Below are 12,207 nucleotides of genomic sequence, written 5' to 3' on the forward strand. Positions count from 1 at the left end.
TCGGACATGCAGGACAACTCGACAGTTGAAGAGACCACCCCCGGCGCCGTCGACGAAACCCCCGCAGAGGACACCGCACCCGTGATCCCCGCGGTGGAAGCGTCCAAGAACTTCGGCATCACCCCGGAGGCCTACATGCTTCCGGCAACCAACGAGATCCAGCTGCTGGCCCCGGATGGACAGCCCGTCCCGGACAGCGAGCAGGGCCCCGAACCGGGTCACGAGTACCCCATGCCCTCGACCGAGCAGTTGCTCAAGGCGTACGAGAAGCTCGTGGTGGGTCGCCGCATCAACGACCAGAACATGGCGTTGGTCCGTCAGGGGCGCATGGCCGTCTACCCTTCGAGCCAGGGCCAGGAAGCCTGCCAGGTCGCAGCGGCTATGTGCTTGGGCGATAACGACTGGCTATTCCCCACCTACCGCGACTCGGTGGCCGTGATGTCCCGCGGCGTGGATCCGCTCGAGGTCATGAGCACCTTCCGCGGTGACTGGCACGGCGGTTTCGATCCGCGCGAGTACAAGGTCAGCATTCAGGCCACCCCGCTCACCACCCAGCTCCTGCACGCCGTGGGTGTCGCGCACGCGGCCAAGCTGCGCGGCGAGGACACCGTCACCCTGGCGATGTGCGGCGATGGCGCCACCTCCGAGGGCGACTTCCACGAAGCCCTCAACTTCGCCGCCGTATTCCAGCTACCCGTCCTCTTCCTGGTGCAGAACAACGGCTACGCGATCTCCGTGCCGCTGTCCTCCCAGACTCACGCCCCCACGCTGGCGCACAAGGCCGTCGGGTACGGCATGGCCGGCGAGCGCGTGGACGGCAACGATCTGGCCGCTCTGCTCTCCGTGCTGGGCCGCGGCGTGGAACTGTGCCGCCAGGGCAAGGGCCCGCTTCTGGTTGAGGCCATGACCTACCGCATGCAGGCGCACACCAACGCGGATGACGACACCCGTTACCGCGAGCGCGACGAGGTCTCCGAGTGGGTGGCCAAGGATCCGATCACGCGCATGCAGCGCTACCTCAACGATCAGGACGCCCTGGACGACGCCGCGTCGGAGCAGATTTCCGCGCACGCCGAGGACATGGCCAAGCGCCTGCGTGAAGCCATGGCCACCAAACCGGAGCTGGATCCCCAGGACCTGTTCCGCCACGTCTACAGCGAACCCACCACCCAGTTGCGCGAGCAATCCGACCTGCTGGCCGACGAACTGTCCCGAGAGGAGGCGTGATGAGCGTCCAGAAAATCAGCTTTGCCAAGGCGCTGAACACCGCTCTCGCGGACGCCCTGGAAACCGATCCGAGCGTTCTGATCTTCGGTGAGGACGTGGGAACCCTCGGTGGCGTTTTCCGCATCACCGACGGCCTAACCGCTAAATTCGGCCGCGAGCGCTGCTTCGACACTCCCCTCGCGGAATCCGGCATCATCGGTACAGCCGTGGGCATGGCCATGAACGGCATGCGCCCGGTGGTCGAGATGCAGTTCGATGCCTTCGCCTACCCCGCCTTCGAGCAGATCGCCTCACACGTGGCCAAGATGCACAACCGCACCCGCGGCAAGCTGGCCATGCAGATGGTCATCCGCATTCCCTACGGCGGCGGCGTGGGCGGTGTGGAGCACCACTGTGATTCCTCGGAGTCCTACTACGCCCACACCCCGGGCCTGAAGGTCTTCACCCCGGCCTCCGTCACCGATGCCTACCTCATGCTGCGTGAGGCCATCGACTCCCCGGACCCCGTGGTCTTCTTCGAGCCCAAGCGCTTGTACTGGTCCACCGCCCAGATCGACCTGGACGAGCTGCGCGAGCAGTACGCGAACGGGACCGCGCAGAAACGCGAGGGGCACGCCGTCGTCGCCCGTGAAGGTACTGACGCAACCTTGATCAGCTACGGCCCGTCCGTGCCCGTGTGCTTGTCCGCGGCGGAAGAAGCCGCTCAGGACGGCTTGAACGTGGAGGTCATCGACCTGGGCACCATCGTGCCCTACGACGACGAAACGGTCGCGGCCTCCGTACGCAAGACCGGCCGCGCCGTGGTGGTTGCCGAGGCCCAGGGCTTCGCGTCCGTGGCCTCGGAAATCGTGGCGCGCACCCAGCAGCGCTGCTTCCATTCGTTGGCCGCGCCGGTCCTGCGGGTTACAGGGTTCGATATCCCCTACCCCTCGCCGGCCTTCGAACACCATCACATCCCCAGTGTCGAGCGGATCCTCGACACCCTGGACGAACTGCAGTGGGAGGACTGACCCGTGAGCATCAATGTGTTCCATCTGCCCGACCTGGGCGAAGGTCTCACCGAGGCGGACATCCTGCACTGGCTGGTCGCCGAGGGTGACACCGTGGCCATGGACCAGCCGATCGTGGAGGTCGAAACCGCCAAGTCGGCGGTCGAGATCCCCAGCCCCTTCGAAGGCACCGTGCACAAGCTGCACGGCACGGAGGGCGAGACGCTCACCGTGGGTCAGTCGCTGATCTCGGTGTCCGACGGCGCCGAGGCCCCGGCTTCGGAGGACGCCCCGGCACCCACCGCGGAAGCCTCAGCTGCCGAATCCGATGACTCTCCCGAGCCCACCCAGGGCGCGAGCTACCGCGAGGAAGAACGCGCGGGCACCCACCCGTCGGCCGAGGAGTCCGCGGACGATGAGTCCGACGAGTCCTCCGGCAACGTGCTGATCGGCTACGGCACCACTTCGGGTGGCTCCTCCCGCCGACGCCGCCGCGGCAAGTCCGCGCGCACCTCCGGCGGTTCCGCGACCGGCCAGTCCGGTGCCGCGTCCCACACCCACGACGCACTGACCGCAGCCCCGCGGATGGCCCCCACGGTCATCTCGCCGCTGGTGCGCAAGCTCGCCAAGGAGCACGGCGTGGACATCACCGCGCTCACCGGCACCGGACCGGGCGGGTTGATCATGCGCCAGGACATCCGGGCCGCCATGGATCAGGTGGACGATCAACGACGCCGCTCGGATGCGGCCGGTCCCGCGCCCACCGGTCTCGCAACGGCGCCTCCCGCACCCCCGGCTCCGGCTGCGCCGGCGCCGTGGCCCGCCAATGCCTCTGACCCGGGCCATTCAACCGTCCCGACCAGGGGTGGCGCGGCACCGGCGGCGGCAGCTGCGGCGGCGTCGTCGAATGTTGGCGGCACACACGGCCAGGACGTGGACTCGCGAACCGGTCTGACGGTGGCCCAGCGCGAACCAGTGAAGGGCGTGCGCAAGGCGATTTCCGATGCCATGACGCGCTCCCGCACCGAGATCCCCGAGGCCACCATTTGGGTGGACGTGGATGCGACCGAGCTGCTGAATCTGCGCGCGAGCTACAAGGCCAAGGACCCGGAGAACGCGCCGAGTCTGCTGGCCCTGCTGGCCCGTTTCACGCTGGCTGGACTGCGGGCGTACCCGCAGTTGTGTTCGCGGATCGAGACTCACGAGGACGGCACGCGTTCGATCGCGCGCTTCGACGGCGTGAACCTGGGCCTGGCCGTGGAATCCGAGCGCGGACTACTGGTTCCCAACCTGCGCAATGCGGACAAACTCAGCACGCTGGAGCTCAACCAGCGTATGCGCGAGGTCATTGAGGTGGCCCGCTCCGGCAAGGCGAGCCCGTCGGAGCTGTCAGGCAGCACGTTCACGCTCAACAATTACGGCGTGTTCGGCACGGACGGAGCCACGCCCATCATCAACCACCCCGAGGTGGGCATCCTGGGCATCGGCCGCATCATCGACAAGCCCTGGGTGGTCAACGGTGAACTCGCGGTCCGCAAGGTCACCACGCTGACGCTGGCCTTCGACCATCGCGTGTGCGACGGCGGTTCCGCGGGCGGGTTCCTGCGCTTCATCGCCGACGCCGTGGAAGACCCGACCAGCGCGTTCCTGCGGATGTAACCGCTCGGGTTCTTGCGAATGCAGTACTGACTGCGGCGACGAATAGTGCGGTGGGCCTACCTGGTCCGCCGCACTATGTCGTCCGTGGTCTCCACCAGCTTCTCGACCAACGTGGCCGGCAGTTCTGAGTCCTCGAGCAGACCCTTGGCTCGCTGGGCGGCTTGTTCGGCCATCCGTTCCACACCGGCGCGGGCGCCGCAGCGTTCCAGTAGGTCCTTGGCCGTGTGGGCGTCCTCATCGCTGAGGCCTTCAACGGCCGCCCGGTCCAGGATCTCCTTCAGCTTGGGCCCGTACGGTCCGTGCTCGGCCAGCGCAACGAGCATGGTGCGCTTGCCTTCGCGCAGATCAGACTGCGCGGATTTCCCGGTCTGTTCGGGGTCACCGAACACGCCCAGGACGTCGTCCACGAGCTGATACGCGGTGCCCATGGCTCGGCCGACACTGCTGAGCGCCTTGACGTCCGCCAGGGGGGCGCCGCCCAGCACCGCACCCGCGGCGAGCGGGGCTTCAAAGGAGTACGCGGACGTCTTCAATCGAGTGGCCGACAGAATCTCCTGATGGGACACCGTCAGCCCCGGCAGGGCGTGTTCCACGTCCAAGAACTCTCCGGCCGCGGATCGGAACACCGCTTCATCCAGGATCGCGAGCAACCGCAACAGGCGCGATTCCGGCGCGTGAGAGGTGGCGATCAACCGGTACGCACCCGTGAGCGCCAAGTCCCCGGCCAGAATTCCCACGCTGCGGCCGTACTGTTTCGCGTGTTCCGTTCCCACTGCCGACGCAGCTCGGCCGCCCAACGCCATGCGCGTCGCCGCGCGCCGTTCGGCCGCCGCATTGACCGTGGGTTGGTGGCGGCGCAGTTCGTCCTGATCGATCACGTCGTCATGGATGAGCAGCGCGGTGTGCAGCAGCTCGAACCCGGCGCCCACGGCGTTGATGACCGGGTGCACGGGACGGGCAGGGTAGGAGTTAGTGGCCATGTGCAGCAGCTGCGGGCGCACCCCCTTGCCGCCGTTAGCTACGCGGGCGATCTCTCGCCACAGCTCGGCAAAGCGAGGGTTGACCTCTTCCGCACGCTCGATCGCATTGTTCAAGAACCCCTGCAGGGTCTTGGATGCGGTGAACTCCTCCACGGGCCGGCCGATGCCGCTCTGTGTGTAAGAGGAGTACTTTTTCATATTCCTATTTCAGCACACCGCTCTGACCGGCTGAGGCAAGGCCCACGCGCAGGCCCTCCACCCGGTAACCGGCAATCAAAGCGTCAGTGAACAGCTCGGGTTCGGACAGTTTCTCGATCCCGCGGTTGAACAGTTCACGCAGGAACACGTCGGTCTCCTGGATGGCCACGAAGTGACCGGGGCAGCGGTGAGCGCCGTCGCCGAAAGCCCCGCCTTCGGGACGAGTTCCCCGCGGAAGCTTGCGCTCGGGGCACACCGCACGCGGCTGATCGAAGACCTCGGTGTCCACGTTGGTGTCCTTGATGGACATCGAGATCATGTCCCCGGCGTGAATCGTGTAACTCTGTCCCTCGTGTTCGAGCTCGATATCCTCAGTGGCCCGCCGGTACAGTAGCCCCACCACGGGCTCCAACCGGAGGATGTCGTGCAGCATGGCGTACCGCTCGCCCTTGCCGGCCACCGTGAACCGCTCGAGGAGCGGTGGGTTGTCGAGCAAGTGCCACGCGGCCATGGCGATGAATTCGCGTGTGGTGACCATTCCCGCCGCGGCATAGGTCAGGCACTCGGTGGCGATCTCGGCTAGGGTGTAGTTCTGGTCCAACAGGTGTGAGATCACGTCCTCCCGCCGTTCCTTCTTGCGGACCTTGACCGCGGGGCGGACGTCGTGCCAGGTGAACGTGACCACCGGGAGGTTGCTCAAGGTCGAGCGGACCGCGAACCGTACCTTGTCCACCGCGTTGCGAGGTGCCGCGGTGGGATCGCCGTCGTTGGCGAAAAGTTTCATGAGTCGTTTGCCCATGGCATCCGGGTCCGTGCCGTCCACGCCCACGATGTGGGCGGCCACGCGCACCGAGTACCCCATAGCCGCCTCACCCAGATCCAACGATCCGGTGCGGTCCAACTCGGCCAGCGTTTCTTTGGCGTACCGGTCCATGAGCTCGCGGTAGGTGGTGTCCACGGTGGTGGGCGCGAAGAAGCGAGCGATCATGGAGCGCTGCCTGCGGTGCTCGGGGCCGTCTGCGAAGAGCACGGGGTGGCGTGACTTGCGCAGTCCGGCACGCACCTGCTCGGCTCGAAAGCCAGCCTGCAGGGTCTTCTGGTTCCGCAGTACCTGGCGTGCAAGGTTCAGCGAACTGATGCGCCAGCCGTCACCCACCCTCTCGATGGGGATGCCGGTGTTCCATTCACCGTCGGTGGCTTTTCGCTGATCCATATCCTGGCTGTCGCTCCGCCCTGTCACCGGGCACTGGTTCGCAGTCGGGGCCCCCGCGGGGCCGTCCGCCGCCATACGTTCGGCACTCACATCCCCCATTGTCACTCACGAAAGCACCTGTGGATACGGCGCGCCATACCCCCAATGCTGAGGACACCCCGGATAAGCTGGGGTGAGAGGTCGCCGGGAGCTGCGTCCGCAGCTTCCGTCTACGAAGCTGGAGCCGCCATGTCAGCACCCGCCCCTGCCCGTCCGAGTGGATCCGCGCCCGTCACGCGCGCCGGTCACCGCAGCCGGTTCTCATCCGTGGCTGCCAAATACATCATGGCCATCACCGGTCTGATTTTCTCGGCCTATGTCCTGGTCCACATGATCGGCAACCTCAAGGTCTATCAGGGCCCCGAGGCCTTCAATTCGTACGCGCACTGGCTGCGTAACGCGTTCTACCCCGTGCTCCCCTACGAGGGGCTGCTCTGGATCCTGCGCGTGGTGCTGCTGGTCAGCGTGATCGCCCACATCGTGTGCGCCCTCATTCTGAAATCCCGTGCTCGGCGCGCCCGCGGCGGTGCCCGCGCGCCCAGCATTCGCCGACGCCGCGGCCTGGGCCTTTCCGTGTTCGCCGGCCGATCGATGCTGGTCACCGGTGTGGTGCTGTTGCTGTTCGTGATCTTCCACATCCTGGATCTGACCACGGGCACCTCCCCCGCGGCCCCGGACGGCTTCCAAGCCGCCACGCACGAATCGTCCTACGCGTATTCGAACCTGGTGGACTCGTTCAGCCGCTGGCCGGCCTCTCTGATCTACATCGTGGCCATGCTGGCCCTGGCCCTGCACCTGCTCCACGGCCTGGTGAGTTCGGTGTACGACCTGGGCATCGGCGTGGGTTCCAAGGCCCGCAACATTCTGGCCGCGGTGGCCCTTCTGGTGGCCCTGGTGGTCGCTCTGGGCAACATCACCATTCCCGTGGCTGTTCTGACAGGACTGATTTCATGAGCTCCCCGTTGACCGACCGCGCCTCCGAACCCCTGGACGGCCGCATTCCCGACGGCGATCCGGCCACCGCATGGGCCCGCCGGAAACTCGATTACAAACTGGTCAGCCCGCTCAACCGGCGTAAGTTCCGCGTGATCGTGGTGGGTACGGGACTGGCCGGGGCGGGATGTGCTGCCGCGCTCGGGGAGCTGGGCTACGACGTCGTCGTCTATACCTTCCACGACGCCGCCCGCCGTGCCCACTCGGTGGCGGCCCAGGGCGGTATCAACGCGGCCCGCGCGAAGAAGGTGGACAACGATTCACTCGAGCGGTTCGTCAAGGACACCGTGAAGGGCGGGGATTTCCGCGGGCGCGAGGCCGATTGTTTCCGTCTCGGGGAGGAATCCGTGCGCGTCATCGACCATATGGACGCGATCGGCGCACCGTTCGCCCGAGAGTACGGCGGGCAATTGCGCACCCGGTCGTTCGGTGGCGTGCAGGTCTCGCGCACCTATTACACGCGTGGCCAGACGGGTCAGCAGCTGCAGGTGGCGGCGTCCCGTGCGCTGCAACGCCAGGTGGGCACGGGCAGCGTGGATCTGCGCACGCATCGCGAGATGCTGGATCTGATCGTCAAGGACGGTCGCGCGCAGGGCGTGGTGTGCCGCAACTTGTACACCGGCGAGATCGAGGCGGAGACCGCTCACGCCGTGGTGCTGTGCACGGGCGGCTACGGCAACGTGTATTTCCGCTCGACGCTCGCGCACAATTCGAACGTGACCGCGGCCTGGCGGGCGCACAGGCGCGGAGCGTATTTCGCGTCCCCATCCTTCATCCAGTTCCATCCGACCGCGTTGCCGGTGAGTTCGCACTGGCAGTCCAAAACCACGCTGATGAGTGAGTCGCTGCGTAATGACGGACGCATCTGGGTTCCGGCGCGGGCCGGTGACGACCGCCCACCCAACGAGATTCCCGAGGACGAGCGCGACTACTACCTGGAGCGCAAGTACCCCGCGTACGGCAACCTGTCCCCGCGAGACATCTCCTCTCGGGCGGCGCGCGAACAGATCGAGGCGGGCCACGGCGTGGGCCCGCTTAAGAACAGCGTGTACTTGGATTTCCGAGACGCCATGGAACGGCTGGGCAAGCCGACCATCAAGGAGCGCTACGGAAACCTGTTCTCCATGTATTTCGATGCAACAGGTGAGGACCCCTACACCCAGCCCATGCGCATCGCTCCGGGCGCGCACTTCGCGATGGGTGGGCTGTGGAGCGACTACGACATGATGACCTCAGTACCCGGCTTGTTCGTGGGTGGCGAGGCCGGATGGGGCTATCACGGCGCCAACCGGTTGGGCGCCAACTCACTGCTCTCGGCGTGCGTGGATGGCTGGTTCACCCTGCCGTTCTCCGTCCCCAACTTCCTGGCTTCGCACCTCGGGACCGCTCCCCTGTCGCTTGACGACGACGCCGTGCGCGCCACGATCAACGACGTCAAGGCCCGCACGGAGCAGCTGCTGTCCATCGGTGGAACCCGCGGTGCAGACGACTTCCACCGGCGACTCGGCGACATTTTGTACACGGGTTGTGGAGTGTCCCGGACGGTGTCCGGATTGGAAACTGCCCTCAACGAGATCCGCTCCTTGCGTTCGGAATTTTGGAATGACTTGCGAGTTCCGGGAACGGGGCGGCAGCTGAACCAGGAACTCGAGCGCGCGGGTCGCGTGGCCGACTATCTGGAAATGGCCGAACTCATGTGCCTGGATGCCTTGGACCGCGACGAGTCCTGCGGCGCGCACTTCCGTGAGGATCACCAGACCGAAGGCGGCGAAGCGCAGCGCGATGACGAGAACTGGGCGTTCGTATCCGCGTGGGAGCACGTGCCCGGCACGCCCGAGCACCCGGGCACGCCCATACGGCACGCGGAACCACTGTCGTTCGAGACAGTTCCGCTGCAGACCAGGAACTACAAGTGATGGCGGTTCGTGAGAGATTGCGATTCGTTGTCACGTGTGAGGAGACCGACCGTGAAACTGACCATTGAGGTATGGCGCCAAGCATCCGATGAAGACGCCGGGGAATTCGTCACGTACACCGTGGATGACGCCGCGGCGGAGATGTCCCTGCCCGAGCTGCTGGATCGACTCAACGCGCAGCTGGTCGAAGCCGGGGATGACCCGATTGCCTTCGATACCGATTGTCGCGAGGGCATCTGCGGAACGTGCGGCATCACGGTGGACGGCGTCCCGCACGGGCCGGAGCCGCACACACCCATGTGTCGTCAGCACCTGAGGTCATTCTCGGACGGCGCTCATATTCGGATGGAGCCGTTCAGGTCTTCAGCTTTCCCGGTGGTTCGTGACCTGGTGGTGGACCGTTCCGCGATGGACCGTGTGGTGGCTTCGGGCGGATTCGTATCCGTGGACGCCGGCACGGCCCCGGATGCGGACACCCGCCAGATCCCGTTCGACATGGCGGAGCGAGCCCTGGATTTCTCGGCGTGCATCGGCTGCGGCGCGTGCATTGCAGCCTGCCCGAACGGGTCGTCGCACTTGTTCACCGGCTCGTTGCTCACTCATCTGGCCACGCTTCCCCAGGGCAAGCCGGAGCGCGGACGACGTGCCCGCGGCGTGGTGGAGTCCGCCGAGGAAGAGTTCGGCCCGTGCTCGGTCTACGGCGAATGCGCAGAGGTCTGCCCCGCGGGCATTCCCCTGTCAGCCATCAGTGCCGTGAACCGTGAGGCTGCCCGTGCCGCCGTGCGGCGGAATCGGGATGACTGACTACTGCGCCTCGACAACCGCAGAAGGGGAAAGTTTGACCCCGTGGCCCAGTCCCGATGATTAAACCGCCGGGCTCAGCGCCAACTTTGAGGCAATGGCCAGCATGACCACGCCCACCATGATGTCCACGATGCGCCAGGTCAGAGGGGTATTCAAGACCCGCGAGAGCGCTTTGGCGCCCGCACCCAGTGCGATGAACCAGATGACGGACCCCATGATGGCTCCTGCTGCGAAGACCCATCGTTGATCGCCCTGTTGATTGGCCAGGTTGCCCAGCATGATCACGGTGTCCAGGTACACATGGGGGTTCAACCAGGTCAGCCCCAAGGTCGTCAGGACCACTGTCCTGAGAGACCCACCGCCTTCCTCGGCTGCCTGTAGGCCCTGGGGCTTCATGGCTGAGCGGAACGATTGAATCGCGAAGCCCACCAGGTAGACCACGCCACCCCAGCGGAAGATTTCAAGTAACCACGGCACGCGTTCGATGAGAAACCCGATCCCCGCGGTTCCCACGGAAATCAGAAACACGTCCGAAGCGATGCAGATGAGCACCACGGCCCACACGTGCTGACGCCGGATGCCCTGCCGCAGCACAAACGCGTTCTGGGCACCGATCGCCACGATGAGGGCCAGCCCGGTCAGCATGCCGGGGATGAAGACGGAAGTCACTCGACAAAACTAGACCCTGCCCCTGACCGGCGGAAACCAGTTGCGGCATGCATAGTCACAAATTACTGCGCGGGCGAGTGCAGGAGTTACTTTCCTTACATCGGGACTACATCGGACGTTTCCGCCGTTATGCTTTCCGACGAAACAATTTCCCGGGAGGTGTGCGCGTCGTCGGCGTGGGCACCCGAACCGAGAGAACGACGAGAGGACGCTAGATGACTGAGACCGCAACCGCTGATCTGACCGTGGCCATCGACCAGGACGCCGTGGATCGCTTGTTCTGCGATGCCCGCACCGCGAGCCACTTCACGGACGCCCCCGTGACCGATGAGCAGAAGCGCACCATCTACGAGCTCACCAAGATGGGCCCCACCGCGTTCAACTCCCAGCCCATGCGCATCACCTGGGTCGAGTCCCCGGAGGCCCGCGAGCGCCTGGTCAAGCACATGAGCCGCGGCAACCAAGAGAAGACCCGCAACGCTCCGCTGACCGCCATCCTGTCCTACGACGAGAACTGGCACGAGCACTTCCCCGAGTTCCTGCCGGCCGCCCCGCAGATGAAGAGCATGTACGACGAGAACGACGACATGCGCATCACCAGCGGCAAGGCCAACTCCCACATCCAGGTGGGCTACTTCATCATTGCCGCCCGCACCGCAGGCCTCGCTGCAGGCCCCATGACCGGCTTCAACCCGGCCGGCGTGGACGAGGAGTTCTTCGAGGGCGCCGGCAAGCACTCCATCGTGGTCGTCAACCTGGGCACCCCGGTCGAGCCGGAGTACGCGCGCAACCCGCGCTTCGACGCCGAGGATGTCACCGAGACCATCTGATCTCGCCCCATATGAAAAGCGAGCCGGACCTGCCCAGTGAGGCGGAACCGGCTCGCTTGGTTTTTGAGTGCAGATGTTGCTTTAGCTGTTGCTCAGTCCTTTCGGACTCCCGGACGGGGCTGATGCTCCCCCGTCATGCCGCCGAGCGGGTTGGCGAGCTTTTCGAGAACGGGCATGGCGGCATCGAGCGCGGCCAGTTCTTCGTCATTCAGCCGTGCCAGAACCTTGGCAACCACCTCGTTGCGGTGGCGGTCTTCAGCGGCGATCACATTGTGACCACGGGGCGTGAGCTTCACGAGGACCGCGCGGGCGTCGGCGGGATCGGGTTGCCGTTCCACCAGCCCAGACTTCATGAGGCGGTCAACGCTCTGGGTTGCGGTGGGGGTACGAACTCCGAGGTTCGCTGCAATAGTCGTCATGCGGACCCCGCCGTCTGTCAACATAGACATGAGGCTGATCTGCTGGCTGGTGAGCTCCCGCGTATTGTCCAAACGCCGGAGGAAGAACACCCCGTGACGCAGCGCCGTGCGAAGTTGTTCGGCACTTCTAATGGGCACGGAGCCCTGGGACTGGCTCTCAACAGCGGGAGTCTTATCCATAGTTAGTTAACCTAATTTATGCTTCAGAAAATAGCAACTTATTGAAGCACGTGAAGCAGTGGAAATGTCAGGGGAGGGAAGTGCTGAAATC

General features: G+C 65.5%; 11 protein-coding genes. 7 read left to right on the forward strand and 4 right to left on the reverse strand.

The genetic code is table 11. From position 1 onward, the window contains the following. The first annotated feature begins 6 nt into the window (after positions 1 to 6). Genes pdhA through ABD283_RS11230 form a run of 3 tightly spaced genes read left to right on the forward strand, consistent with a single transcriptional unit; the run spans position 7 to position 3,875 of the window. Entirely contained in the window at positions 7 to 1,227 is a 1,221-nt protein-coding gene (pdhA, locus tag ABD283_RS11220) for a pyruvate dehydrogenase (acetyl-transferring) E1 component subunit alpha (RefSeq protein WP_344225128.1), read from the forward strand. Beyond that, positions 1,227 to 2,237 carry an alpha-ketoacid dehydrogenase subunit beta gene (locus ABD283_RS11225; protein WP_344225109.1) on the forward strand — a complete coding sequence of 337 codons (1,011 nt, stop codon included), beginning with the start codon at positions 1,227 to 1,229 and terminating at the stop codon, positions 2,235 to 2,237. The genes pdhA and ABD283_RS11225 overlap by 1 nt, the downstream gene beginning before the upstream one ends. Positions 2,238 to 2,240: 3 nt before the next feature. Continuing rightward, complete coding sequence (locus ABD283_RS11230) at positions 2,241 to 3,875, forward strand: dihydrolipoamide acetyltransferase family protein (protein WP_344225110.1); 1,635 nt, start codon at positions 2,241 to 2,243, stop codon at positions 3,873 to 3,875. Between the two features lie 56 nt (positions 3,876 to 3,931). Here ABD283_RS11230 and ABD283_RS11235 read toward each other — a convergent pair whose 3' ends face one another. After that, a complete protein-coding gene (locus tag ABD283_RS11235) occupies positions 3,932 to 5,053 on the reverse strand; it encodes a polyprenyl synthetase family protein (protein ID WP_344225111.1) in 1,122 nt (373 codons plus the stop codon). Positions 5,054 to 5,057: 4 nt separating this feature from the next. Further along, positions 5,058 to 6,356: a cytochrome P450 gene (locus ABD283_RS11240; protein ID WP_344225112.1), complete on the reverse strand. Its 1,299-nt coding sequence runs from the start codon at positions 6,354 to 6,356 to the stop codon at positions 5,058 to 5,060. A 138-nt stretch (positions 6,357 to 6,494) separates the two neighbouring features. Between ABD283_RS11240 and ABD283_RS11245 the strand changes: the two genes are divergently transcribed. From ABD283_RS11245 to ABD283_RS11255, 3 genes are read left to right on the forward strand one after another with little or no spacing between them, the layout of a single operon-like run. Further along, the gene (locus ABD283_RS11245) at positions 6,495 to 7,259 is read left to right on the forward strand and encodes a succinate dehydrogenase cytochrome b subunit (RefSeq protein ID WP_095798509.1); all 765 of its coding nucleotides are present in this window, start codon (positions 6,495 to 6,497) and stop codon (positions 7,257 to 7,259) included. Beyond that, the gene (locus tag ABD283_RS11250; RefSeq protein WP_344225113.1) at positions 7,256 to 9,214 is read left to right on the forward strand and encodes a fumarate reductase/succinate dehydrogenase flavoprotein subunit; all 1,959 of its coding nucleotides are present in this window, start codon (positions 7,256 to 7,258) and stop codon (positions 9,212 to 9,214) included. Before ABD283_RS11245 ends, ABD283_RS11250 begins: the two co-directional genes overlap by 4 nt. A 51-nt stretch (positions 9,215 to 9,265) precedes the next feature. Further along, entirely contained in the window at positions 9,266 to 10,018 is a 753-nt protein-coding gene (locus ABD283_RS11255) for a succinate dehydrogenase/fumarate reductase iron-sulfur subunit (RefSeq protein ID WP_016997465.1), read from the forward strand. 60 nt (positions 10,019 to 10,078) lie between these two features. On the opposite strand, the gene ABD283_RS11260 is transcribed toward ABD283_RS11255, so the two are convergent. Beyond that, positions 10,079 to 10,663, reverse strand: coding sequence for a LysE/ArgO family amino acid transporter (locus ABD283_RS11260; protein WP_344225129.1), 585 nt, complete (start codon positions 10,661 to 10,663; stop codon positions 10,079 to 10,081). Positions 10,664 to 10,902: 239 nt separating this feature from the next. On the opposite strand from ABD283_RS11260, the gene ABD283_RS11265 reads away from it, so the two are divergent. Further along, positions 10,903 to 11,517 carry a malonic semialdehyde reductase gene (locus ABD283_RS11265; protein WP_344225114.1) on the forward strand — a complete coding sequence of 205 codons (615 nt, stop codon included), beginning with the start codon at positions 10,903 to 10,905 and terminating at the stop codon, positions 11,515 to 11,517. A 92-nt stretch (positions 11,518 to 11,609) separates the two neighbouring features. Here the strand turns inward: ABD283_RS11265 and ABD283_RS11270 are convergent, their stop codons facing one another. Next, the gene (locus ABD283_RS11270; protein WP_344225115.1) at positions 11,610 to 12,116 is read right to left on the reverse strand and encodes a MarR family winged helix-turn-helix transcriptional regulator; all 507 of its coding nucleotides are present in this window, start codon (positions 12,114 to 12,116) and stop codon (positions 11,610 to 11,612) included. Positions 12,117 to 12,207 lie beyond the last annotated feature (91 nt).

The organism is Kocuria atrinae, assembly GCF_039531425.1.
Lineage (GTDB): Bacteria > Actinomycetota > Actinomycetes > Actinomycetales > Micrococcaceae > Kocuria > Kocuria atrinae.

Bases quoted from the DNA above. Each gene is read 5' to 3' on its own strand.
- ABD283_RS11260 (WP_344225129.1), bottom strand. From the start codon at position 10,663: ATGCTGACCGGGCTGGCCCTCATCGTGGCGATCGGTGCCCAGAACGCG.
- ABD283_RS11265 (WP_344225114.1), top strand. From the start codon at position 10,903: ATGACTGAGACCGCAACCGCTGATCTGACCGTGGCCATCGACCAGGAC.
- ABD283_RS11225 (WP_344225109.1), top strand. From the start codon at position 1,227: ATGAGCGTCCAGAAAATCAGCTTTGCCAAGGCGCTGAACACCGCTCTC.
- ABD283_RS11270 (WP_344225115.1), bottom strand. From the start codon at position 12,116: ATGGATAAGACTCCCGCTGTTGAGAGCCAGTCCCAGGGCTCCGTGCCC.
- ABD283_RS11245 (WP_095798509.1), top strand. From the start codon at position 6,495: ATGTCAGCACCCGCCCCTGCCCGTCCGAGTGGATCCGCGCCCGTCACG.
- pdhA (WP_344225128.1), top strand. From the start codon at position 7: ATGCAGGACAACTCGACAGTTGAAGAGACCACCCCCGGCGCCGTCGAC.
- ABD283_RS11235 (WP_344225111.1), bottom strand. From the start codon at position 5,053: ATGAAAAAGTACTCCTCTTACACACAGAGCGGCATCGGCCGGCCCGTG.
- ABD283_RS11250 (WP_344225113.1), top strand. From the start codon at position 7,256: ATGAGCTCCCCGTTGACCGACCGCGCCTCCGAACCCCTGGACGGCCGC.